This window comes from Fulvivirga sp. AWR4_260, from assembly GCF_056158185.1.
Genome location: NZ_JBSWSU010000015.1, coordinates 1,857,060 through 1,882,417, shown reverse-complemented (window position 1 = coordinate 1,882,417; position 25,358 = coordinate 1,857,060). Strand labels below are relative to the sequence as shown.

General features: G+C 33.5%; 25 protein-coding genes. All 25 read right to left on the bottom strand.

What is annotated here, in order from left to right; translation table 11 throughout:
• A complete protein-coding gene (locus tag ACXACQ_RS14485; protein ID WP_474978482.1) occupies positions 1-600 on the bottom strand; it encodes an acetyltransferase in 600 nt (199 codons plus the stop codon).
• The gene (locus tag ACXACQ_RS14480) at positions 600-1,205 is read right to left on the bottom strand and encodes a sugar transferase (RefSeq protein ID WP_474976671.1); all 606 of its coding nucleotides are present in this window, start codon (positions 1,203-1,205) and stop codon (positions 600-602) included. The genes ACXACQ_RS14485 and ACXACQ_RS14480 overlap by 1 nt, the downstream gene beginning before the upstream one ends.
• Positions 1,198-2,346 (bottom strand): glycosyltransferase family 4 protein, encoded by a 1,149-nt coding sequence (locus ACXACQ_RS14475; protein ID WP_474976670.1) that lies wholly within the window; start codon positions 2,344-2,346, stop codon positions 1,198-1,200. Before ACXACQ_RS14475 ends, ACXACQ_RS14480 begins: the two co-directional genes overlap by 8 nt.
• Positions 2,339-3,334 (bottom strand): polysaccharide deacetylase family protein, encoded by a 996-nt coding sequence (locus tag ACXACQ_RS14470; RefSeq protein ID WP_474976669.1) that lies wholly within the window; start codon positions 3,332-3,334, stop codon positions 2,339-2,341. The genes ACXACQ_RS14475 and ACXACQ_RS14470 overlap by 8 nt, the downstream gene beginning before the upstream one ends.
• On the bottom strand, positions 3,331-4,416 hold the full coding sequence (locus tag ACXACQ_RS14465; RefSeq protein WP_474976668.1) for a hypothetical protein: 1,086 nt from the start codon (positions 4,414-4,416) through the stop codon (positions 3,331-3,333). The genes ACXACQ_RS14470 and ACXACQ_RS14465 overlap by 4 nt, the downstream gene beginning before the upstream one ends.
• 151 nt (positions 4,417-4,567) lie before the next feature.
• Positions 4,568-5,512, bottom strand: coding sequence for a GNAT family N-acetyltransferase (locus tag ACXACQ_RS14460; RefSeq protein ID WP_474976667.1), 945 nt, complete (start codon positions 5,510-5,512; stop codon positions 4,568-4,570).
• The gene (locus ACXACQ_RS14455) at positions 5,502-6,614 is read right to left on the bottom strand and encodes a glycosyltransferase (RefSeq protein WP_474976666.1); all 1,113 of its coding nucleotides are present in this window, start codon (positions 6,612-6,614) and stop codon (positions 5,502-5,504) included. The genes ACXACQ_RS14460 and ACXACQ_RS14455 overlap by 11 nt, the downstream gene beginning before the upstream one ends.
• Positions 6,615-6,653: 39 nt before the next feature.
• Complete coding sequence (locus ACXACQ_RS14450) at positions 6,654-7,733, bottom strand: glycosyltransferase family 4 protein (protein WP_474976665.1); 1,080 nt, start codon at positions 7,731-7,733, stop codon at positions 6,654-6,656.
• A complete protein-coding gene (locus ACXACQ_RS14445; protein ID WP_474976664.1) occupies positions 7,730-8,368 on the bottom strand; it encodes a class I SAM-dependent methyltransferase in 639 nt (212 codons plus the stop codon). The genes ACXACQ_RS14450 and ACXACQ_RS14445 overlap by 4 nt, the downstream gene beginning before the upstream one ends.
• An 8-nt stretch (positions 8,369-8,376) precedes the next feature.
• On the bottom strand, positions 8,377-9,525 hold the full coding sequence (locus tag ACXACQ_RS14440) for a glycosyltransferase family 4 protein (protein ID WP_474976663.1): 1,149 nt from the start codon (positions 9,523-9,525) through the stop codon (positions 8,377-8,379).
• 4 nt (positions 9,526-9,529) lie between these two features.
• Positions 9,530-10,363 (bottom strand): sulfotransferase family protein, encoded by an 834-nt coding sequence (locus tag ACXACQ_RS14435; protein WP_474976662.1) that lies wholly within the window; start codon positions 10,361-10,363, stop codon positions 9,530-9,532.
• Between the two features lie 16 nt (positions 10,364-10,379).
• Complete coding sequence (locus ACXACQ_RS14430) at positions 10,380-11,249, bottom strand: glycosyltransferase family 2 protein (RefSeq protein ID WP_474976661.1); 870 nt, start codon at positions 11,247-11,249, stop codon at positions 10,380-10,382.
• Between the two features lie 31 nt (positions 11,250-11,280).
• A complete protein-coding gene (locus ACXACQ_RS14425; protein WP_474976660.1) occupies positions 11,281-11,994 on the bottom strand; it encodes a CatB-related O-acetyltransferase in 714 nt (237 codons plus the stop codon).
• A complete protein-coding gene (locus tag ACXACQ_RS14420; protein ID WP_474976659.1) occupies positions 11,984-13,414 on the bottom strand; it encodes a hypothetical protein in 1,431 nt (476 codons plus the stop codon). Before ACXACQ_RS14420 ends, ACXACQ_RS14425 begins: the two co-directional genes overlap by 11 nt.
• Positions 13,404-14,813: a lipopolysaccharide biosynthesis protein gene (locus ACXACQ_RS14415; RefSeq protein WP_474976658.1), complete on the bottom strand. Its 1,410-nt coding sequence runs from the start codon at positions 14,811-14,813 to the stop codon at positions 13,404-13,406. The genes ACXACQ_RS14420 and ACXACQ_RS14415 overlap by 11 nt, the downstream gene beginning before the upstream one ends.
• Positions 14,806-15,444, bottom strand: a complete 639-nt coding sequence (locus ACXACQ_RS14410) for an SGNH/GDSL hydrolase family protein (protein ID WP_474976657.1) — start codon at positions 15,442-15,444, stop codon at positions 14,806-14,808. Before ACXACQ_RS14410 ends, ACXACQ_RS14415 begins: the two co-directional genes overlap by 8 nt.
• On the bottom strand, positions 15,444-16,472 hold the full coding sequence (locus ACXACQ_RS14405; RefSeq protein ID WP_474976656.1) for a nucleotidyltransferase family protein: 1,029 nt from the start codon (positions 16,470-16,472) through the stop codon (positions 15,444-15,446). Before ACXACQ_RS14405 ends, ACXACQ_RS14410 begins: the two co-directional genes overlap by 1 nt.
• Entirely contained in the window at positions 16,469-17,455 is a 987-nt protein-coding gene (locus ACXACQ_RS14400) for an N-acetylneuraminate synthase family protein (protein WP_474976655.1), read from the bottom strand. Before ACXACQ_RS14400 ends, ACXACQ_RS14405 begins: the two co-directional genes overlap by 4 nt.
• Positions 17,452-18,258: a cytidylyltransferase domain-containing protein gene (locus ACXACQ_RS14395; protein ID WP_474976654.1), complete on the bottom strand. Its 807-nt coding sequence runs from the start codon at positions 18,256-18,258 to the stop codon at positions 17,452-17,454. The genes ACXACQ_RS14400 and ACXACQ_RS14395 overlap by 4 nt, the downstream gene beginning before the upstream one ends.
• Before the next feature lies 1 nt (position 18,259).
• Complete coding sequence (locus ACXACQ_RS14390) at positions 18,260-19,318, bottom strand: N-acetylneuraminate synthase family protein (protein WP_474976653.1); 1,059 nt, start codon at positions 19,316-19,318, stop codon at positions 18,260-18,262.
• Positions 19,296-20,177 carry a glycosyltransferase family protein gene (locus ACXACQ_RS14385; RefSeq protein ID WP_474976652.1) on the bottom strand — a complete coding sequence of 294 codons (882 nt, stop codon included), beginning with the start codon at positions 20,175-20,177 and terminating at the stop codon, positions 19,296-19,298. Before ACXACQ_RS14385 ends, ACXACQ_RS14390 begins: the two co-directional genes overlap by 23 nt.
• Positions 20,177-21,175 (bottom strand): NAD-dependent 4,6-dehydratase LegB, encoded by a 999-nt coding sequence (locus ACXACQ_RS14380; protein WP_474976651.1) that lies wholly within the window; start codon positions 21,173-21,175, stop codon positions 20,177-20,179. The genes ACXACQ_RS14385 and ACXACQ_RS14380 overlap by 1 nt, the downstream gene beginning before the upstream one ends.
• 13 nt (positions 21,176-21,188) lie before the next feature.
• Positions 21,189-23,519, bottom strand: a complete 2,331-nt coding sequence (locus ACXACQ_RS14375; protein ID WP_474976650.1) for a GumC family protein — start codon at positions 23,517-23,519, stop codon at positions 21,189-21,191.
• A 67-nt stretch (positions 23,520-23,586) separates the two neighbouring features.
• Positions 23,587-24,378 carry a polysaccharide biosynthesis/export family protein gene (locus ACXACQ_RS14370; RefSeq protein WP_474976649.1) on the bottom strand — a complete coding sequence of 264 codons (792 nt, stop codon included), beginning with the start codon at positions 24,376-24,378 and terminating at the stop codon, positions 23,587-23,589.
• 27 nt (positions 24,379-24,405) lie between these two features.
• Positions 24,406-25,356, bottom strand: coding sequence for an SDR family oxidoreductase (locus tag ACXACQ_RS14365; protein WP_474976648.1), 951 nt, complete (start codon positions 25,354-25,356; stop codon positions 24,406-24,408).
• Positions 25,357-25,358: the final 2 nt, after the last annotated feature.

Here is a 25,358-nt window from a genome sequence, read left to right as displayed (position 1 = left end):
TTATCGATTATATTTTATGACCTTACCAGGGTTACCAACCACCACAGCATAATCAGGTATATCTTTAGTCACTACGCATCCTGCACCTACAGTTACCCATTTACCAATAGTAACATTAGGTATGACTACTGATCCACTACCAACTAGTGTCCCCTCTCCTATTTTTATACCGCCACACAGAGTTGCGTTAGGAGCTATATGAACAAAATCTTCGATTATACAATCGTGATCTACTGAGGAGGAAGTATTAAGAATAACATGGTTTCCTATTTGTGTATCAGGGTTCACTGTTACATTAGCCATGACCACTGTGCCCTGTCCCAGTGCTACTTTTTCAGCAATCACAGCAGTAGGATGCACTGCCTTGCCATATGAAGACGATATCTGTTGTGTTACTTTCTTCCTAATGTTGTTATCTCCAATAGTAATGATGCTATCGCCTGAATTGGGCTTAAAGTCATCGGTATGTCCCAATACAGGAATCCCCCAGAGTTCCTTCTTATTGGGATCATCATCATAAAAACCTGTAACAGGTTCATTAGTTAGCTTAAGGATGTCTAATATGACCTTAGCATGGCCACTGGCACCAAATAAAAACATCAATTATTACCTTTAAATTTTTCGATTGTCACTTGTCCTTCAGCAGAAATACCCTCTGCTTTAAAGACCTTAAAGACAGTCAAAAATAAGATTTTTATATCTAACCAAAACGATTGATGCTCTACATACCATACATCATACGTAAATTTCTGTTGCCAACTTATGGCATTGCGCCCGTTCACTTGTGCCCAACCAGTAATACCTGGTTTTACATCATGTCGTCTGATTTGAACCTCATCATATAACTCAAGATACTCCACCAATAATGGACGAGGACCGACAAATGACATATCACCTTTAATCACGTTGATAAGCTGAGGAATTTCATCTAATGAGGTTTTCCTTACAAAACTGCCCACAGCGGTAAGACGATCTTTATCGGGCAGCAAGTTACCATCTGCATCTCGTTCATCAGTCATAGTTTTGAACTTGATGACTTTAAAAATCCGATTTTTATAACCTGGTCTTACTTGCGTAAAAAAAGCTTTTCCTTTATTCGCCACAATTAAAAGCAGCGTCACTATCGCGAAGACAGGAAACAAACAAATAAATGCTATTAAAGCTACGAGCCGATCAACTAATGGTTTTAAGAATTGCTTATACATGAAGTAGTTCTTTATACTCTTTAATTAAACAGCTCCAAACAAATTGCTGATCATAATTTTCATGAACATTTTTTAAGGCAACTCCCGCCATTTCAGTTCTTTTCTTTTCATCATCTCTAAGTAATTGCATTGCCTTATATAATGGAGGCACTTGCTTTGTAGGTATGAGTAATCCTGATTCTTCATGATTTATTATCTCATTACACCCATTAATATCAGAAGCAATTGTTGGCACTCCCATAGCAGAGGCTTGCAAAACCACATTGGGGAATCCTTCCCTATAACTAGGAAAAACAAAAACATCTGTAAATGCCAAAAATGGTCTTACGTCCGATTGAAAACCGGGAGCAATAATATTTTTATTGTTGGCAATAGCATCCATGGTTTCTTTCGATAGCGGATCCAGCTCTTCGAAAGGCCCCACCAACACAAGATAAGATGATTTATCATTTAATTGTATAAATGCCTTAACCAATTCATTTATTCCTTTATCTCCAACAATTCTTCCTATAAATAAATAAACAAAGGCTTCATTTGGAATATTTAGTTCACTCTTCCACCATTCTCCTTTATCAATAATTTCCGAAGACTTATTAAAGACGTTTAAATCAATTCCATTGGTACTACCCTTCCCTATTACTTTTAACTTATCCTTATTTATAGACAGGTTATTCAAAATATATTCCTGAAGCTTAAATGAATTAGGATAAACCTTCGAAGCACATGCATAAGTAATTGCTTCAGTGAATTTCAAAATACTTCTTTTACCACCAGTAGCTTCCATTAACGGCAAACCTGCAACAGTATGTAATCGGTGCTTGACTCCTGCTATTTTTGCGGCCATCATGCCTAACAACCCTGCCTTAGGAGTATGACTATGTACAATATCCGGTTTCTCTTCTTTAATAACTTTAACCACCATACGAAGACATTTCAAGTCTTGAAATGGCGTAATTGCACGTGTAAACGGAATTATGATATGACTTACACCTTCCCTTTCCCTTACCTCTGCTACTTCTACTCCATCCGCACTAGTAGTTATAACTTCAAAGCCATTTTCTCTCATAAACTTGAGTTGACCTTTAAGAAGAATGTTAAGAGAAATAGGAACTGTAGTAATTCTAAGTAACTTGTTAGCCATGTTGATTATTCAATATTGTAGCCATTTCTCCCATACTTTTGCTATTCATACCATACTCTTTATTCAAAAACTGATAGTGATTAACAATTTCAACTAGTCCATTAATATTTTCTTGAGTATAGTTCCCAAAATTATGGGGATGCCACCATAAGTGATAGACCTCATTATTTTTAGCTGCTAAGGTCATCTCCTTTTTGATTTTCTTTATTTTTAAATCATTCAAAAAGAGCTCCTTAGGGTTATAAGGTCTCAATAAACGACTTGCGGGTAATAACCATACTCCCTCCTCTTTTTTAATTTGACTCAGTGAGAATGAAGTTTTACCTCCTATTGAAAAATAAGCATCTGCTCCTCTATTTAATCTCTTCCATTTTGACTCCGATTGAGTACTATCAATTTGCCACCACCAATCTAAAGGGTTTACTCTAACTATTTCAATTCCAGCTCTATTGCAAGCTTTTAGATACTCTGCATTATATTGGTTTCGAGGAAACACTAAAGACTTAGGTACAACATCAAATTTTTGAGCCGCCCTTTTTGCCGCTTGTAGATCTGAATAAAACTGCTCGGCTGTTTGTCCATCTTCATTACAATAATAATGAGAAAATGAATGGGTACTTATCTCTTGACCTCTAGTGGCTTTAACCAAGTCTAAAAGAGAGTGAGCAAAATGAAATGGATCTTCTTCTTCTGTATCACCTACCCAATTATTTTTCAGGTAATTATACGCTGAGATAGAACTATCATTATAAGTTGGTTCCACTTCAGGTAGATTCGCTAACAATTCCTTTTTCTCCTTAAAAAAGAGAAAACCTACTGTGGCCCACGTCACACTTATTCCTGAGCTTTCAAAAAGGGTAAGTAGAGTTGGGATACATTTCCTTGTATTCTCAAAATATTGCTTTTTAGAATCATTTAAGGTCCATTTTTCAGAACCTCCCCAGTGCAATTCAAAATCTAAAGATATGACTAAGCAACCTCCGGTCATTGTTGTAAAATCTCTTGTTGTTTTTTTATCATTTGTTCCCTTTGCCGTATAGCATACTTCCTCTTATACTCATTCATCTGCTTTTCATCCATGAGCTTAATGATCACAAAAAGAAAAAGCATCATTACCTGACTCTTCTGCCTAATGGCGATACCAAGATTACCTGATATCTGAGCTAGTGCTATAGAAACGGTAATAAAGCTTAGAAAAGCGGTTTTCACCAAAAAATCACCTCTAATAAGAAACCCTAGGCCCCCTCTGGACAAAAAGAGTATGGTTATATAAAGCAAAAATACATTTTCAAACGAAACAATAATTCCTAACATCCCAGGAGCATCTACAAACAGAGGCCTAAATAAAAATGTAAATACCTGAAGAGGCAAACTGTAATTGGTAATATCTACTCCTGACGTAGCTTTTTGAAGCTCAGTGGCCCGGTGAGTTAGATCAAGACCTTGTGTGAGTTCTTCCCCTTCTTCGATACCTACCATGCTTAAAACATCCTGATAAATAAAAGCAAAGGCTGCTCCTGAAATCATTATCATCAAAATTTTCACTCCCCATCCTATTCCCTTGGAGCTAAACGTAAAGCCTATTATTGCTGATATTAGTATAACGAACATAATATGAGGCCTGATATGATAAGTAAGAATGGCTCCCAGAAATAAATACAGAAATCTCTCATTCAACTTACTCATACCATGGAATATGAGTGCTATTCCTAAAAAAATAAATGCCCCTTTACCAAAAGAACCTGACCAAAAATGAAGGTTTGGAAGCAAAAATATTAGGATTAGTAAATCATAGCCTAAAATCTCATTTCGGAAATTAATTTGCTCTTTAAAAAACTTATAAAAATAAATAAACCCGATCCAACCAAAAAAAGCAAACAAAGCCATCATTGCTTCATAAGAGAAACCTAAATAATGAATGAATGGATAACCTGTCCATTCTATAAAAGTAGTACTTGTACCATAGAAATCTGACCAATTTGGGCCTCTAAAAAAATTTATTACCTTCTGATAATAATAGTTGGAATCTGAGGGATTGAGAACTGCATACAAATAGTAAACAAAAGACAAAAAAAGGTGATAGAAGAATAAACGATTTAAAATCAATCGATCTCTTTCATTTCCTCTAACGGGAGGAAACACCTTATTGATTATCAGTTGAGATAAAAAATATGAAATGAATATAATTAGTATACCGTAAAGCAATCTTCTAGCTATTTTCCTAAAATACTTCTAAGTCACCTAATACTGGGCTCCATAGATTATATTGAACAAAATCAGTCACTTCAGCATTTAAAGGCCTAACAGTAACATCTGGGCCATTACTTAACACCTTCTTGATAAGAGAAGGCAATTTATAAGAATTAAATGCATCTATTGATATATAGTCGAAATTACATTTTTTATATATCGTTTGAATTATACTTTCAACCTCTTTTGAAGAGCCAAAAGCTTCACAAATACGTAATTCAATTCCAAAACCTCCTTGTTTAAGCCGAAATATCACTAATGCTTCTTCACTGCCTAAGCCTCCATATTTAATCAATGGTATATCCACATATCTCCAACATAAATATGCTTTCGAATAATTACTTTTCCAGCCCTTAGAAGATTTAGAAAATGATAACTCACATTTATCTATCGACTTAGCTACATCAAACTTTTTATCTTTAACCGGAATAAAATCGGTCTCAGCTCCTCCAAACAATTTATTTTTGACTATGTTAATGGGCCTCTTAAACCCTAGTCTCACAGGTAATTTTCCCGCCGCCTCCCAGCCCATTTTCAAGTACCCCGGCTTGCTCTTGTTATTCGGAGTATTGAAAACAAAATCTACTCCCTGCTCCTTACAATCATCTAGCAAGCCTAAAGTTAACTTTTTAAATATTCCTTTTCCTTGATGTTCTGGATGAGTGGCAGTATCAACCGCCCTAATTGCTTTATAGATCTTCTCTTCATTTTTCCACTGCCAATTCATAAATGCTCTTACACCTATAATTTTTCCACCTTCTATTGCAAGCAATACTGGGGACTCACCAAACGGATTATTTATATGCTTCCATGTCCAATACTCCACTGACTTCGGCATTAAAGATTCTCCAAGGCTTAATTTCAATAAACTGACAACCTCTTCAATATCTTCTTTAGTAGCCTTCCTAATTTCCATTAGACTCTTCTTTATAAATTTGCTCTAACCGACTTACCATATTATTCAGGCTGAAACGATCAACAACTCTTTGCCTGGCATTTTTACCCAACTTTTCAATTTGCGACTCATTAATGTCTTTTAATGAATTTGATAATTGATTCCAATTATCAACGCTTACCATCACTCCTGATTCATCGGCTTCAATTACTTCTTTTATGCCACCTGCATCAGTAGTCAACACTGCACATTCCATACTCATGGCTTCTAACAATGCTATTGGTAACCCCTCAAAAACAGATGTCATCATAAAAATATCCATAATCGAAAACCAATCACGAGTATTAATTTGGAGGCCTGGCATTAAGATTCTATTTTCTAAACCCAATCTCCTTCTTTCCTCTAGAAGCTCATCTTTTAAAGGGCCATCTCCCACTATAACTCCGTATAAATTAGGATTGTACTTTGCTGCATCACTAAAAACTTGCATCCATTCTTTCAAACGTTTTTGAAATCTAAAAACAGCCACAGTTCCGACTACTAACGCTGATTCCGGAATCCCTTGCTCTTGCTTAAACGACCTTTGTACTTCTACAGGTAAGCGCTTGAACTTATCTGTATTGACTCCATTAAGTAGAGTCTCTATTTTAGTTCTGTCTCCTATATTTTTAAGTATAGATTCATGCACATCACCAGAAACTGCCAAAACTTTATTTTGCCAAGGAAAGGTGATTTTATTTAATGCAAAAGTAATTTTGTGATATCTCTCCTGCTTATTATGCTCAGTATAAATAACAGGTATTCCATTAAGCTTATTTACTAACCTAGAAAGAAAACCAGCCCAAGGCAAATGAGCATGGATAAGCTGAATTCCATTCTGTTTCACATATTGAACCAATTCGCTCCTTTTTGCTATTAGCTTAATATTATTGCTAGCATTAAAGCACGTAACCGTTCCTCCTTCTTTCTCGATGCTCTCCACCATTTGATCTTTCCAAGGAAGAAAATATATATAATGAAATTCGAATTGTTTTTTATTATGTAAAGCTAAAGTCTCTGGTAAAAGCATTTCAGCTCCGCCTCTGCCTAAAGACTTAATAACATGCAGCACCTTGATTTTCATGGCTCGAAGATAGGGATTAGTTACTGTAGCGAAAAGCTTTTATTTTGCAACAAACTTATAGACGTCCTCAAATTGATGGGCAATATCTTCATTAAGGAAATGGTCATCTATTCGATTTTTTGCGTTAACTGACATCGTATTATAAAGGTCTTCATCGCTAAGTATAGTCTCTATTTTTGACAGATACTCATCAACATTATAAGTAGGGATACAATATCCATTTTCAGCATTCACAATTACTTCTGGAATTCCTCCTACATTAGATGCTATGACTGGCTTACCACAAGACAACGCCTCTAAAATAACCCCTGGGAGACCTTCTATCTTTGATGGCATGACCATAATAGTTGAGGCCTTAATTAAACTAATAACATCCTTCCTATATCCTAAAAATTTCACAGCATTTACAATGTCCAATTCAAGTACTTTCGACTCAAGCTTTTTCCTTAATTTACCATCACCCACTAACCAAAGCTGCGTATCATCATTTTTCCTTAAATACTCAGCAAAAATCTCAATAAGAAATTCTTGATTTTTTTCCGGCACAAAGCTTCCTACATTAATCCATACATTATTAATATAGGAAGGTATAGTATCTACTTCATCAAATGTATATGTGCCAATAGTCACAGTTGTTGAACATTTCTCAGCATTATTATATAACTGAATAAGATCCTGCCTACAGTTTTCTGAAACAGATATAAAATGATCTACTTGCTTTAAAAAAAATTGATTTAACTTCTTATGAATAGGAGATTTTATAAACGCTCCCATTTTATTGGCATTCCTAAATACCAATGCATTCTTCCAACCATGAATTAGTCTTGATAAGGCAGCATATTTTAATGTATCTCCAGCATTGGCTTGTACAATATCATACCCTCCATCTCTAATAAGAGAAGCCAACTTTTTGTACGCTTTAAAATCAGTAAATCGTTTATTGATATTAGCATTCAGCCCAAAGTAATTCAGTGGGTATTCAAGAGCTACTTCAGGCATATCAAAAAGATATAAGACATCTACTTCATGACCTAACTTTTCAAGTTCTACTGATAATTGGGAAGCAAATATTTCTGCTCCTCTGAGTTGAGGTTTTTGTATAATTTGAAGGATTTTCATTTAATCTCGGCAACCACAAAAAGCGTATTGAAAGCTACTTTTTTTGGCAAAATCATAGTTCTAAATTTAAGAGCCATTCTTCTCCATACATTTATGGTTGTATGCTTTATGTAGCCCAACTGTTTAACTTTAAACCCTTCCCTTTCAAGTAAAGTTGACAGAGTGTACTCACAATACCAACAGGTATGCTCTGCATTAACTCTTAATCCACCAGAAGCTGCATAAACAAAATTCGATATTCTTAAAGCATTAGGCGTTGTTAATAATAACACACCATCAACAGTTAGGTGCCTCTTTACTGCCTGCAAAAATCCTGAAGGATTACTTAAATGTTCTAGCAATTCTCCTGCATGAATTAAATTAAAACGTTTACTCAAACTAAAATTCTGGGCATCACCGAATTCCACATCATAACCGTTTTCCTTTATTTCTCGAACTGCATTTACATCCAAGTCTAATCCAAATATAGTTCTAGACTTATCCTTAATTGCTTTATGCATCCAATCTCCCCTCTTATAACCAACTGCACAACCTATATCTAAAACATCTTTATCATAAAAAAACTCTTCTAACTGCTTAAAGCGATCGGACTTAGAGCTTTTAGTCCATGTGGGTTGCAAAATTGACTTTTTCATAACTTAAATCATTTATTCTTTAGCAAATAATTTAAGTTATTTATTATAAAATCACAATTATGTTCCCATGTATAGTTATCAACGACTAACTGATGACCATTTCTTGCTATAACTCGAGAAAATGCTTTATTTTCAATAAGCTTTTGAAGCTTCTTAACAATATCATTAACTTCCCCATTCGTCACTAAAAGGTGTTCTTCATTTTTAAAAACTTCCAAAACAGAGGGAGTATCTGGTCCAACAACTGGCAACTCCATGCTCATATATTCAAATAATTTCAAAGGGCTCATATATTTCTCAGCATAGTGATGGATTGCAATATGAGCCTTAGCCAACTCATTTGGTATTTTATCATGAGTAACCCACCCAAAGAATACTATTCGATCCTCCACGGATAAAGTTTTTGAAAAGATTTTTGTTTCCTCTAAAGCAGGGCCATCTCCAATAACATGTAATTTAATATGAGGATATATATCACACAGAAGATAAAATGCTTGAATTAAATCTTTAATTTTTTTGTGATGGTCAATAGTGCCGATATATATAAGAATTAGATCATCACTATCTTCTATTATGTTCATACCGCCTAGACGATAAAATATCTCATCTACACCATTGTGCACTACTTTGTCTCTTACCCCTTTTACCTTTTGAGACATAATGTTTAATCTCAAAAAGTCTGAAACGAAAAAATTGAAATCAGCTTTGCATAGAGCATTTCTCTCTAATCTCTTGAAATACGATTTAAATGCAATATTATTAAAACCTTCTTCAAAACAAGAGGAGTTGACCTCTGTTGATATTACCAAATCAGGATATCTTGCTCGAATTTTATTAATCTGTAAAAAATTAGCATCAATTCTGATATGCAGAATATCAGGCTGTTGCTCTTCAATAAATTCAACTAATCTAGTATAATGAAAATCATTTCTCCTATAAAAAAAAAACACCTGAAGCAGTGCTAATTTACGAAGCCATAATCTTAGTTTACTCCTTCCAAGTCCTTCAGATATTTTATTATTGAAACGTTTATATTCAGGAAAAACAATTATTCGGTCTACGCATTTATGCTTTCTGGCTTCTCTAACAAAAGCTTGAGAATGTAAGCTACCTCCATGAGTAGAGTAATAAGCTGTAGTGTAATAAATTATTTTCACTCTATTAATATCTCCAATTTTTCGGTAGTGGTCCTACCAGTTTTTTAAGATTTTCGTTTTCTTCTGAATAAATCTCTTGAAGCTGTATAATAACCTTATTGTCTAATTGAAGCTTAAAAGGCTTAAAAATATGATTTAAGCGATTATTAACTTGACGTAAAGCAGGAAAAAAGTGATTTAATACTAACGAAGGTTTCGACATTTTATACTCATTTTTCTTTTCTGATTTGTCTGGAAAATAATCAGATGAATAAGATATTTCTAAAAAAGAGCAAAGTCTTTGCAAAGTTTCTGTAGAATGTAAAGTAATATCTGTCTCAAAAAACAATATTAAAAATTGATTTGGATCAAATTGTGATAAATATTTCTTCAAATTCTGGTAATAAAACCCATTCTCTATTAAGCTAAATGCCTCCCCTTTATACTTCTTTGAACCAAAAATAATATCATATGCATTATCAAAAGGGCTCATTCTTCTAGTTCTCAGCATATGATTCATTGCTGATTTCAACCTCGCTATAGGCTCCCTTAATACAATAACAAACTTCATATTCGGGTTATAATTATAGACACGTAAATGGGTAGAAAGGCTTACCTTAGGATTGTAAGAAGATATAACATTCATATATTCTGGTGTTTTTTCTCCTATGATCCTTGAGAAATCTTTAGGATCAAATAATTCATGGTAATAAGAATACCCTTTATTATACTCCGCATCATTAGAGAAAAAATGTAACTCTTCTGAAGGACAATAAACATCAGGATGTGTATCTAAATTACGATATACCCAAGTACTACCCGCTTTCTGAGCTCCTAAAATCAAAAAATCAACCTTCATAATGTTATTTCAAACTCTATATTATGTTTCTAAATAAATGATAAATAAAAACAAATAAGAATTTAAGTCTTCTTGATTTGTAAATCACCTTTTTTGTATGCATTAAAGACATTCGAAAATACTTTAACTGTAGATATGTGACAATTATCTTAACATTAAAATTAAAAAAAGCTTGGGAGCTAACCGGTATAATATCCTTATGTTTTTCAAGAATAATTTCATAGCCATGAAGCCTTTTCAAACTTGGTACCATCAACTTTTCTTCTGAATGTCGGTGGATCTCAACTAAAATCTCAGGGATGTTTTGTGCCTCATAAACTCTCAATATTCTGATGAAAAGATCTGTATCTACTACTGCTTTCATTTTTTCATCAAATACCCCCACCTTTTCAAAAACCTTTTTAGGAATCGTTACTCCATAGCCTGTACCAATCCTTCTTTTAATCACAAAAGACTTCAACGCCTCTTCTTTATTTCTAAAATTAGGTGACCATACCTCATCAAATTTTTCTAGTGCAGAAACAAACCGTACACCTGTCCATGTAAATCCAAGGTCAGGCCTTGAAGAATACTTCAAATAAGTCTGATGAAGAAAATCAGGAAAATAATTATCATCACTATCTAATAAACTAATATAAATTCCTGAAGAATGCTCAATCCCCAAATTTCTAGCTGAAGAAACCCCTCCGTTTTCCTTGTAAATATACTTTATCCTGCCATCAGTGAGGTAGGGTTGAACAACACTTGAAGTATTATCATCACTACCATCATCTATAATTAGTAACTCCCATGATTGAAATGTTTGACTAATGACGCTAAGAACCGCCTTTTCAATATAATTAGAGCGGTTATAAGTAGGTAAAATAATTGAAAACAAACAATCCATGTTATTTTATAAACTTCTATATATTATAAGGTTATAAATATCTATTAAGAAATTCTATACTATCGACTTTTGACTCAAACAAAGCCCTGCTCTTCTTAATTCTATCAAGATCCCAATCCCACCATCTTAACAACTCCAATTGGGTAATGATATCTTCATTAAAACGATATTTAATCACCTTAGCCGGAGATCCCGCGACAATGGCATATGGCGGCACATCCTTTGTCACCGTACTATTAGCTGCTATTATTGATCCATTGCCAATTTTCACCCCACTTAAAACTATGGATTGTGTACCTATCCATACATCATTGCCAACTACGATATCTCCTTTCGACCATATATCCTCTTTTCGACCTTCATTAATAATATTTTTATGAATGAAATAAGAAGAAACCCGATCAAAATAATGATTATACTCTTGAAAATCGACATTTCTTGCTATGCTACAAAAAGAACCTATAATTATTTTATTAAATTCACACCTGAGCATAGTGTTAGGACCATTGATGGTTGTAAACCTACCCACACTTAACTCACTATTACTCAGTATATTAACTCCATTTATCAATTTACACCCTTCACCTATCGATACATTACCTGTGATATTACAATTTACCAATTTTACAGATTTATGAATCTTCGAATTACCAAATAAATTGAGAGTATTACTGAAATTAGGATCACTTAATATCTTATACTTTATTTTATTAATTATCCTTTTATAAATTTTCTCAAATATCATCTAAAATGTTTCTATAACTATTCAATTCAAAACTGTTAGTTTCTACTAAATTACCTTTGCAATGTTTATCAATCATCAACTTAAGGCCTTGTGCATCTTTTTCTAAAAAAGCTGTAGCTAAACCATTTTTCATGAAATCAGAATACGAACGAACACCTATTTCATCCAAAATAAGGTTTTTCACATTCATAAGGGCCGCTTCCGCTATACATCCAGAGTATTTAGATATATGCAAACTGGCGTTTCTTAAAAGTAATGGAAGTGGCAATGAAGATGCATCATTAATATTTACATCTTCAAAAATTGACAATTCTCTTAACCTATCTTCAAGGATATTCCTATCGATATCTGACATTCTCGGATGCATCCTTATATACCAATCATATGAATTTACAGTGGCCTTAATAGCATACAAAATATAATCTTCTAAAGGGTTCGATAAAGGCTGTAAAGTTAAGAGGATCAAATTCTTTTTAACACCTAATTCCATTTCATCTGGTGATAATAATTCTAGCCAAGGGTTACCTACAACCCTCACGATATATTCTTTATTACCCCACTTATCTAAATCATTCTTTGAACCTCTGTCCCATGTCCAAAATTCTGTTGGGAGTATATTATAACCACCTTCAGGCGATTTATCAAAATTATACATAGCATGTAATTCTCCTTGAGTTCCATGTTGCATGTCAACACAACAAATGCCCATTGAACGAGCGGCTAACATCATACCATGCATAGCATTGTTATAATAGCAAAGACCAATAGCATACTTAGGTTTAGACCTAGAGAAAAACCAAGTATATAACTTTTTCCATTTTAAAACAGCAGAAATCTTTTGTTTAATATTTTGTAGAAACTTGTCCGAAGAATAGGGATAGAGGTTCAATAACTTTTTACGAAAATCATGGTTCTCCCAAAGACTATCCCCAAACTCTTGTTGAATATTAATATTGTCTATTTGGAAGGCTGGAAGAATTCTGCTTGCAGCAATTATTCTTTTCGATGAATATAAATTAGGTAAAAGCGTTTTATACTCAATAATGTAAGATTTAACAGATTTATCTTTTAAATAATCCATCATAGGATCAAAGTATCTATTGTACCATTTATCCTTATATAAAACACGATGAGAAGGTGCCCCAGAAAAAATGTACTTTACTTCCTTTGGATGAAGGAAAAACAAAAACACTTTAGCATTAAAATACCTTAAAAACCTTGAAAATAAAGCAAAAATTCTATACTTCTCAGGTTTACTAAGGTTATTATTATCACCTATTTTCCTAAAGTTTTCAAAAAAAATCAAGCATTTAACTAAGGGCCAGACATCTATGTTTAAAATTTTCCAAGTATGAACAGGAAACTCTTTTTCTAATTCATTAATTTTAATTATTAAATCTTGTCGGTCTCTAAAATCCATCTAACCTCTTATTTAACTTCAAAATCCAAATAACTCCAACTAATGTTGTTACTGACGCGATTACTACTTTAATTATTACAGGCAACTCTACACAGTAGTAGGCACAAATAGTTAAAATTAAAGTCGTAACCAACCATCTCAAAGGGTTATACTTGACCTCAGTGATACTTTTATAAACTTTAAAGTAATAACCAATATACCCCATAAACATATAAGAAATCCAAGTCGTCATCGCTGCAACCTCAAAGCCAAACCATGGTATGAAGGCAAAATTTAGAAAAACATTAATTATACCCGCCCCAAATGTAACTTTCCATAGTACATTAGTTTTTTCATAAAACATTAGCTTCGAATTAGCTCCGAAATACATTGGCCTGTAGTTATAAGCCATAACTATCAAAATACCGAGAGGATACATTTGAGCCAAATCATCATTACGAATTAAAAAAGAGAAAATTTCCTTCATAAATAGACAAAGGCCAAATGTTATTATAAAAAAGGCAATCTGAAGTACGTAAATTAACAATTTAGCTGCCTCATCATTCTTTTCTTTGTAATATTTGTTCAATAGAGGCCCAACCGCTAATCCGCTCGCAGTTCCTAGTGAATTGGTAAATCTTCCTACAGTATTAGCCACATTATACTTACCTATTAGCTGAGTGGTAGTACCCAACATATCCATCACCATTTTATCTGAATTATCTAACAAATAACTAGAGTAATAATGGGGAATCATAGGTAGGCTAACCCTTAAAGAATTTTTTATCAAACGCCATTTATAGTTAAAAATAGGTTTAATTTTTAGTATATAATTAAGTGGATAATAAAATGAAACATTAGATAATATGCCTACAATAAATGAGGACCAAAACCACCCCATATAACCCATCTTATATTTTGTAATGAAAAGTAAATTAAGTCCTATTGTTAAAATTCCAAAAATAACACTTCTTATTGCAATTTGTAAAGGCTTTTGATTCAATTGATAATAGGTGGTGCAAATAGTTGAGGTTTGGCCAAAAAAAACTAGTGGAGCTCCATTTAGTGCTATAATCAACCATCGATTAGCTTCAGCCTCCTTAGGTATGATGTAGTAGATTATAGCACTTAATATCAGTGCATAGATAAAATTCCACAATGTCAAAAAACCATAGATTTGCCTCCACACCCACTTAAAGTGGCCTGACGATTTGAAAAAGCTGTTGACCAACACAACTCTTAAACCCAGTGCTGCCAATACACTAATAGCACCGGTATAAGCATTTAAAACACCAGAAACTCCATAATCCACGCCTGTCAAATCTCGGGTAATAAAAGGCAAAGAAAAAAAAGAGGCAACTTTCGTTACCTGAGGAGCCAAACCATAAATCGCTGTATGAGAGAAAAGTTTTTTAAGCATTTATCTTTTCTACTATCAATTCATAAATATAATTATGCCCTATTTTATTTAAGTGAATATAGTCACTCATAACACCTTCCTTTGGCATGTTAGAAATATCAATCAATGAGCTTTTGTTTAATTCTTTATTAAGAATAGAGTTATATAGCTTGATGTTCTTAACAACACCCGGAACTTTTTCATCATAACCTTCTCTACCAGGAAGAATAGAAATGAAAAAAACCCTGGAGCGTTCAAACAAATCAAATATTCTATGAACCTTATCTCCATAGTTCTTTACAGATGTGTAAGTGATCTTTCTTTTTTTCCTTAGCTCATAATTATATTTTTTTATTAAGTTCTGAATTCTTGAGGACACTAATGGTATCCTATTAATTAATTCTAATTCTATTCTTTTTAAGGCTCTAGGAGCACAATCAACTATTCCAGATTGAACAATAACTATGTCTGCCTTTACTAATTTATGGTATTCCAATTGCCTTACAATCTCTGAAATAGTAGCCCCTCCCATAGATAATTGGTAAACTTCGTGCTCTTGGCCCAATAAATATGGCCAAGTATAATGGTGTTCGCATAACTCGGGGTGTTCTCTGGGTAAGGCTAAAGAATCAGATACTATCAAGATTTTCATTACTTACTTACATTAAAATCATTATTACCCTTTTTGTAATCATCCGGTCTTCCCACGTCTAGCCAATAGTCTTCCATACTAAACACCTTAACAACCTCATTATCACTCACCAATTTCTCAAACAACTCCGGCATATCATAATAAGAATCGTTAGGAATAAATTTCAAAACAGAATGATTTAATAAATACAAGCCTGCATTTATATGAAAATTGTATTCAGGTTTCTCAGATATACTTTTTAAGTTTTTTCCTTCATCGTATCCAACACAAGCAAATGGCACTTGGAAGCTATGCCTTTTAATACACATACTTGCCATTGAATGATTTTGAGTATGGAAATTTAGAAAATCCTCAAAATTAAGAGTGGTAAGAATATCTCCGTTCACTACAAAGAAATCACCTTCAATATTTGATTCAAGCAAACTTAGGGCTCCTGCAGTACCCATTCTTTTTTCCTCGTATGTATATCTTATTTGAATACCTAGTTCACTTCCATCTTCAAAATATTCTTCAATTTTATGAGCCTTGTAGTTTACACATAAAACAAATTTTTTAAATCCATACTCCATAAAACTTTCTATTATATGAAGTAAAATAGGTTTACCGGCAAGCGGTAACATGGGCTTAGGTGTGTCCTTAGTCAGATCTCCTAATCGACTACCAAGTCCACCAGCCATAATCACCACCCAATTATTCTTAGAAGAAACCTCAAAGTCATTTAGTACAACTACATCTAAAAGCTTCCCCTTCTTATCAATCAAAGGCATTTGCCTACGATGAATTTCTCTAAGTTTTTTTCGAACTACACTTGATGGAGTATCAGCAGGCATTGTTATAGGATGAGTGTTCATAATGGATTCTACAGAGGATTGCTTATTTAATATACCTCTTCTTAAATCTCCATCAGTTATAACTCCTAGCAACACATTCTCTGAATCTGTCACTGGTAAAAAACCATTACCATTCTCGTCAAGCATTCTAATAGCCACCTCAAGTGTAATTTCACTATTTAGAACTAGACAATTCATATTATATCATCAATTAAAATAACTTCGTCTTTTTTAATATTTCTTGTCAAACTCTTTCCAACTAGATCATCTATCGTGTTGTATGATTCACTATCCTCTGATATCATTTTTAATGCAAGATCATCAATAGAGACTTTATCTTGTTTAGATAAATTTCTTGTAGCTACAACTTTCAATTCTCGCTCTCTGTATTTTTTTTCAGCATCCGAATGTTTCAGAATCTCAGTATCCTTTAAAACTATGTCCTCTATATACCTTACTTCCTTAATAACACTACTTAACCTCTCGAAAGAAATTGCTGACACAGCATCAACTCTTGATAAATCACCCTCAGACAATGTCACATGTTTCTCAAACACTGTTGCTCCCATAAGTCTTGCATATATCAAACTTTGGGTCGCATTAAATTCATCATACCTACTATGGTCAGCATAGCCAATATTTAAATCGGGATATTTATTTTTAAAATAAGGTATGCGACTCAACTTAACATCTTCAAGATTAGATGGAAAACCTTGGAAACCAACCAACAAACCTTTTAGTTGCTCCTCAAAAAATGAAGCTAATCTCTCAACTTCATCAAAAAAACGACCTCCAATACTTAGCAACACATCTATCTTTGTTTCTTTGATTTTATTAAGCAAAACCTGATCATTGAAAGAAACTGAATGAATATCTATATATCTAATTGGAATATCTTCTATTAAATCAAAGGTAGAATGATTTAGAGGCATAAGAATAATATCTAAGCCCTTTGATATTATGTGTCTAAAAATTTCTAACCACTCCTTTTCTGTAAGACAAAAGTTGGAGAGCAATTCAAAATCCTTATGTCTGGTACTAATGAACTCACAAGACTTAGTCAAAACTTGAAGTTTAACCCCATCTACCCCAACTTCACAAGCTTTATCAATTAATTCTAAAAGATATTCCTTATCTCCTTGATGGTGGAAAGCAGTCTCTATGTAAAAGTAACTTTTCAAGGCATTGTGAAATTTACTGATTCCTCTTTTCTACGATCCATATCCTTAATAAAATCACTTAACAACATGGATTTATTTTCTGGAAGTTTTATATGTATATCTTCTTTGGATTTCTCCGGTAGACCATTCTCGATTAAACCTAAGTAATTTACAATTTCGCTTAATGAAAGTTCTTTTGCTTTTACCTTAGCAGCATTAAGAATTCCTTTTACTTTCAGTAAATCATCTGGAGTATCTACAGTTATAGAACTGGCAGAATAATTATTAATAAAAGGTTTAAGAACGCCACAAGTAAAGTTCTTAGGTTCAAATAAATATAGCATAAGATATTCACTAAACTCTGGATTCATTAATTGAGAACATTTAATCAATGAATCCAAAGTCATCACCTCGGCAGTTGCACCAATGGGCACATCAACCAACCTGATATAATCTAACTCATATTGCGTGATCAGATCTATCTGCCGATCAATATATTCGTATGATGTTAACGGATTATCACCAGTTATTCTTATTAGATAATCTGCTTTTTCGCTACTGCCAACAGATATCATTCGCTCTAATATATTGGAACTACTCCCACGGTATATTTTAATATCGTTTTTGATTGCCACATCCTCTAATATATCATCCACATTTTCTGTAGATGTACATATATATATATCATCAATCTGATCAACTAATTTTAATCGATCAATCAAAAAATCAAGCATACTATGATCGGGAGTAATATTCCTTAGAACCTTCAAAGGCAATCTTTTAGAAACAGTTCTAGCAATAATACATGCTACGGTTTTTTTCATCCTAAACTAAGTATTCTTTTAACAAAGGATAATCTTCTTTTATGTCAACCTTAGCCGTTCGCCCTACTACCCATTCCAAATGTTCTGGTGAGATGCCTTCTCCGGGCCTTTTAAAATCAACCATATTACGAGTAATTACTTCCCCTTTCTTAAGGTTCTGTTTTAGCACGATACTTCTTCTAAAAGAAGCTTTTCTTTCTTGGTCTTCCTGAACAGATATTCTATTAGTACCCAACGCCTTCCATATTTTCTCTGCACCAGAAGTTATCACTTTTAAATCATTTTCATCAGCAGAAACTTTATGATCCCAACCTTCCATATTTTTATCTAAGGTAAAATGTTTTTCAATCATACAAGAACCCAATGCCACGGATGCCAAAGGGACTTCATACCCGAGTGTATGATCAGAAAAACCAATAGGATAATTAGGATAGGTTTTTTGTAAAGTTTCAATTCGTCTTAGGTTTACTTGCTCATCTTTAGGAGGGTAAATTGAAACGCAATGCAAAATTATAATATTATAATTACCTGCCTCCTCAATAGTTCTGATAGCTTTATCCAGTTCATATAACTCACTAAGACCAGTAGATAGAACAATTGGCTTACCTTTTCGTGCGATATAATCAAGAAAAGGATAATTATTAAGATCCATTGATGCGATTTTTATAAAAGGACTTTTCAAATCATCCACCAGAAAATCTACTTCCGATACAGAGAACGGTGTACTGGTGCAAACGATCCCCACAGAATCGGCATACTCTTTCATTTGTAGTAATTCTGACGCAGATATGCTATATTCCTCTACAATTGATTCTAAAGTATGGTCTTCTCTATTACGGTAATCATCCGCAATGAAGTAATTATCATTATAAGTCTTCCTTGAGAAAATGGTATCCTTGCTCCATGATTGAAATTTCACGCAATCAGCACCACATTGCTTTGCATTTTCGATAAGCCTTTTTGCCAGATGCATATCTCCATTATGATTAGATCCAATTTCTGCAATCACAAAAGGCTTTCCAAAGTTCTCAATAAATCTATCTTGTATTTCTATTTTCATAATAACTTAAGGTTAAAAACACCTCTTCCCACCAGAAAAAATGTTTCTTTTGTCTTTGATTAACATACAAACTATATAACTCTTCGGTAAAGTTATTCGACAAATCACAAAGTCTTAACTCTAATTCGTTCTTTATAGGAATACCAATTTGAGTTAACGCTTGAAAATGATTAACTACATGTTTAATACTTTTACTTAATTTACTAAAAGAGCCATTTTTAATATCTCCTAAATTGTTATGTTGTCTGTAATTAAAGGTAGGCTGTTTAACGAAAAGAGCATTTTCTTCAAGAATTATCAAAATCTGCGTAAAAATAAACCAATCAGGTATAGTTACTAATTCACTTTTTTGTAAAGATAATTGATTTAGTAACTTCTTATTAATTGAAGTATTACCAAGACCAGCAATATTTTTATCTGCAATAAAATTCATATCGAAAAAGAACTCAGCACCTAGTCTATTAGACCAACAGTTTTTTTCAATTAAGCTACCTGAAGCATTCATTAAATTAAAATCATGAACTACAATATTTACTCTTTTTAAACACTGAACCGTATCAGTTAAATAATTCAACTCAAATGTATCATCACCGTCACAAAAGTGTATATAATCACAATCCTTGTCCTTTAAATAATTAAAAATCCATAATCTATTTTCTAATAGAGATAATCTGGGAAGTTTAATAATCTGTATATCTAAATTATACTTCGGTAGATCAAGGTTAATTCCTCTTTCTGAATCGTCAAAAATTAAGACTTCAAATTCTGAAGAAGGGTCACATGAAAAGGATGTCAAAAATTCACCAAAATAGTTAGCTATTTGATCATGGTATACAGTGACTATGAGATTCCTACCCATTAGATATTATATATATCCGATTTATAATTCCTTAAATTATTTTCATTTGAAAACCATTCTATTGTTTTATTAAGACCTACTCTAATGTCATACTCAGGTTTCCAATCAGTCAACTGTTTAATTTTATGAGCAGATCCAAATAATCTAAAAACCTCACTTTTTTCAGGCCTAATACGTTGTTCATCTGCTACTATTACAGCTTTAGGATTAATAATATCAATAAGCTCTTGAGCCAGTTTATCCATCCTTATTTCGGACTCTGTAGCAATATTAACATGTTCTCCAATAGTCTTCTCTGATTTAGCTATTTCTATAAATCCGCTCACCGTATCTGCTACATAAAGAAGGTCACGTGTTGGACGAAGATCTCCTAATTGAATTTCATTACTGCCATTTAATAACTGAGATATAATAGTAGGAATTATAGCTCTAGCAGACTGCCTTGGCCCATATGTATTAAAAGGTCTCACTATAGTTACTGGTAAATTAAAACTCCTAAAAAACGATTCTGCAATGCAATCAGCTCCAATTTTTGATGCAGAATAAGGAGACTGCGGCTGCTTAGGATGTCTTTCATCAATAGGAACATATTGCGCAGTCCCATAGACTTCAGACGTAGAGGTCACCAAGACACGTTCTGTCCCCAAATCCTTTGCCGCTTGAATAACATTTAAGGTGCCTTTAATATTGGTATCAATATAAGAATCAGGGGAATGATAGCTAAAGGGTATTGCAATTAAAGCCGCCAAGTGAAATACAACATCAATATTCTTCATAGCTGTTCTCACACCATTGGGATCTCTAATATCGCCCGAAAAAATTTCAATTTGATCTAATACCTGTTTTGGTAAAGTATCTAGCCAACCCCAGGAACTAAAAGAATTATAGTAAACAAATGCCCTTACCTTACATCCATCTTCAACTAATTTTTCTACCAAATGACTTCCTATGAAACCATCCGCACCTGTGACTAGTATATTTTTTTTCAACAAATTCATTCTTTACAAATATTTAATCATGATAATAACCCTGACCATCATTCTTTTGACCGTAACCATAGCCATAACCATAGCCATAACCATAACCATAACCGTAACCTGGCCCGCTCTTTTTTATATCGTTAAAAAGAATACTTATTTTCTGTATCTTTCCTTGCTCATATAATTCTTGAGCTGTTTTCACCACAGGCTTGGGAGTATAATTTTGACGCACTAGAAATATTGTATGATCTATATATTTTGACAAAATAAAGGCATCAGTAACCAAAGCAATGGGTGGCGTATCTAAAATCACAAAGTCATATTTATCCATTGCAATAGACATTAGGGAATCCATCCTTTCACTCATAATTAATTCACTAGGATTTGGAGGTATTGGGCCTCCACTTAACAGATCCAAGTTATCGATTATAGTACTTTGAACAACTTCTTCAAAAGTATTCATGCCTGAAAGATAGTTACTTAAACCTATATGATTAGTCAACTTAAGGTCATCATATAACCTTGGCTTTCTCAAGTCTGCTCCAATTATCAAGGTTCGTTTACCAGAAATGGATAGCACGGTACCTAGATTGATAGTTGTAAATGTTTTTCCTTCTCCACTAATCGAACTATTAACCATAAATACCTTTTTTTCCATTCCTTGAGTAAAATAGTTTAAGTTTGATCTCAAAGCTCGAAATGCTTCCGCGACAGACGACTTAGGCTTCTCGTAGACCACCAAATTAGTATTTAACCCATTGTGCCCAATCCCCCCTATAAATGGTATAGTAGTTATATTCTCTATATCATCTTTAGATTGAACCTTATTATTCACTAATTCAATAACAAAAAAAACTAAAAGGGGAATTAACAAACCTACGGCAGTAGCAATCCCAAATATTTGTATTGGTTTTGGGCTTAGCTTGGCTCCTGATACCATAGGTGGATTAACAACAATAATATCAGAGGAAGTTGATGCTTTAGATATCCCTGCCTCTGCTCTCTTTTGTAATAAAAAAGTATATAAATTTTCCTGGAGAGAATAATTTCTCTGAATGGTCAAGAGCTGCTGTTCCAATCTCGGCAGAGTTCTCATCTCTTTTTCCAATAAATCAATTTGATTATTAACAAAATTAAGATTAATTCTTTGCGTAGACCTGTAATTTTTTATTCCTTCCAGAATCGCTTTTCGAAGCTGTAAGACTCGTTCAGATTTCTGTTTAAATAATGGATTTTGATCATATAACCCTCTATTCTTAAATTCAGCAATTTGCCCCTCTACCTGAATTAATTCATTAATTAAGCCCACAAGCACCGCATCTGTAATACCCACACTTGTCGGTGTAACTATTTTATCATAATTCTGCCCAGATTTAAGATAATCAGTGATGTAATCAAAATAACTATTCTGCAACAACCAATTTACTTTATTAGATTCTAATGTCTCTAATCTTTCATACAACCTAGTAGTTTCCTCGTCAACACTTACTGATAAATTATCCTGTTTAAACCTTAAAATGGCGTCTTCAAAATATTGTAAAGAATCCTTAATATCCTCTATCTGTGCATCTAAGAAAGCTATTGACTTAGTAGCCACCGAGTTCTTTTTATCCACATCATATTGCTGGTATTTTTCAATGAATTTACTAATAAAAGCAATTTCCTTTGACGGAACAGCTCCATTTATAGATAGGTTAACCACAGAAGCTCCTTGTTGAGCCCAACTGGCGTCAAGTCTATTGGCATAACTTTTAGCAAGTGCAAAAGGATCATTGAACTTTATAATAAACAGTTTATTAATTAATGAATTACTGATCGGAGCAATTTTATTAAAAATTAATTTATAGCCGTCAATATCTATTGTATCGCGGAAATTAACACCTTCATTAAAGATTATACTTTCACTTTTTTCCTCATTGATTTCCTCCAATCTAACTTTATTATTATCTAAAACAGTAAAACCTAAGGACTTCCCCCATGGTTCATTTTTTCCATGTATGGGCTCTATTTTTATTGGAAAATCCACATCATATTGCTCCACAGTCTTAATATTTCCCTCCCTATATAAGCTAACAGTAAACCCTAACTCCTCAACAACACCTTGTAATAAAGGGTATGATTTCAATATGTACAATTCATTATAAAAATTTCGATATGGATTTACCAAAGCATTATTATACAGAAACTTAGCGCCTGCATTCTCATCGCTTTCCTTAATTATAATTGAAGCTTTAACAGGATAAATATCAGTACTATACCTATTATATAGATATGCACAAGCTAAAGCAATCAGTAAGGTCAGCACAAAAACATACCAATGTTTAGCAGCCCTTGTGAGAACCCTTAAATAATTAATCTGCATACCGCTACTACTAGAATACTTCACAGTGTCATTCAACTCATTCAAATCAGGTGTACTCATAGCTCAATTACCTAGTTAAAAGCGTTATAACTAAAACTACTGATGAAATAGTGGAGGTAATTACCCCTAGATTTTGAGAAAAATATCTTTTGAAGGCACGTTGCTTCAACGGAGGAACTATTATAACATCATTTTGCTGTACATAATAATACTCAGACTCAATGTATTCCTCCTCCAGTAAATTCACATAGAATATTTCGGAGGTATTCCCTCTTTGCCTAATAACTTTCACATTGCTCCTATCTGCTAACTCTGTAAAACCTCCAGACAAACCAATCGCTTCCATCATAGTCACTCTGGTATTTTGAGAAGTAACTACTTTTTCTCCATTAATCTCTCCTAATACGGTAAATCTGAAGTTTAAGAGCCGAATCCTCACCACTGCATCTGAGAGGTATTTATTAACGATAACCTGCATTTTATCCTGAGCTTCAAATACAGTTAATCCTGAAATATTAATTTTACCCACTACTGGATACTCTACATTGCCATCAACATCAACCATCACACCTCTCAAACTCATATTATTTCCGCCCCCCATGTTTCCAGTATTAGGATTCACTTTGGAGAAAAAATCATATTCCTCATCAGTAATACTCTCAAAGTTGATGTATAATACATCTAAGGGCTGTATTCTGTATTCTTGCACATCCATTTGATGAGTTCTTAACACTGAATCCTTCGGTATTTCATTTAAATGCTTAAGTTCATCTTTTTCTTGAAGGTAAACCAGTTTTTTATTGGGAACACAAGAAGCTACAAAAATTAACAATAAAAATAAGTAGAATACTCTTGACATAATATGTGTTAAATGACCTTTCATTGGTTACATGTTATTCTGATACCAAGCATACACAGATGCTAACCCCTCTTTAAACTTAACATTACCTTGATATTCTAAGCCTCTTTCAATTTTAGTAATATCAGCTTTAGAATGCTTCACATCCCCTATTCGTTCGGGGCCATATTTAACGTCTATCTCTCTCCCTGAAATATCTTTTAACATTTCCACCATTTCATTGAGGCTGGTTTGTTCTCCACACGCTACATTATAAATTTGGTTCAATGCTTGATTATCTTCCGTAAAAATAGCTTTAACATTAGCTTGAACAGCATTATCTACGTATGTAAAATCTCGCGAAGTATGACCGTCTCCATTAATAACCGGGGATTTGCCATCAATAAATGCCTGGCAAAATAATGGAATAACTGCCGCATAAGGATTTTTAGGATTCTGCTTAGGTCCAAATACATTAAAATACCTAAAGCCAATATAATTTAAACCATAGGTCTTTTTAAAGACCTCTGCATAAAGCTCTACAGCATATTTAGTAATTGCGTATGGGCTAAGTGGACTCCCTATTACATCTTCCACTTTTGGCAGTGCCTTACTATCTCCGTAAGTACTCGAAGAACAGGCCAAGATAACTCTACCAATTTTATTCTTTACTGCAGCATGCAGAATATTTACCGTACCTAACACGTTAACTTCTGTTGAAATCATAGGGTCTTCAATGGAACGTGGAACTGACCCTAAAGCTGCCTGATGAGATATGACATCAAAACCTTCTGTCAACTCTATCATTCGATCATAATCCCTAATGTCATCTTCGTAAAATGAAAACTTTGGATGATCTATAAACTCTTTGATATTAGAATAGTAACCATTAGAGAGGTTGTCAATAACCCTCACATGCTTCACTCTTGAATCATTTAATAAAACCTCAACTAAGTTTGAACCAATAAAACCAGCTCCACCTGTGATAATAACTTTCATTT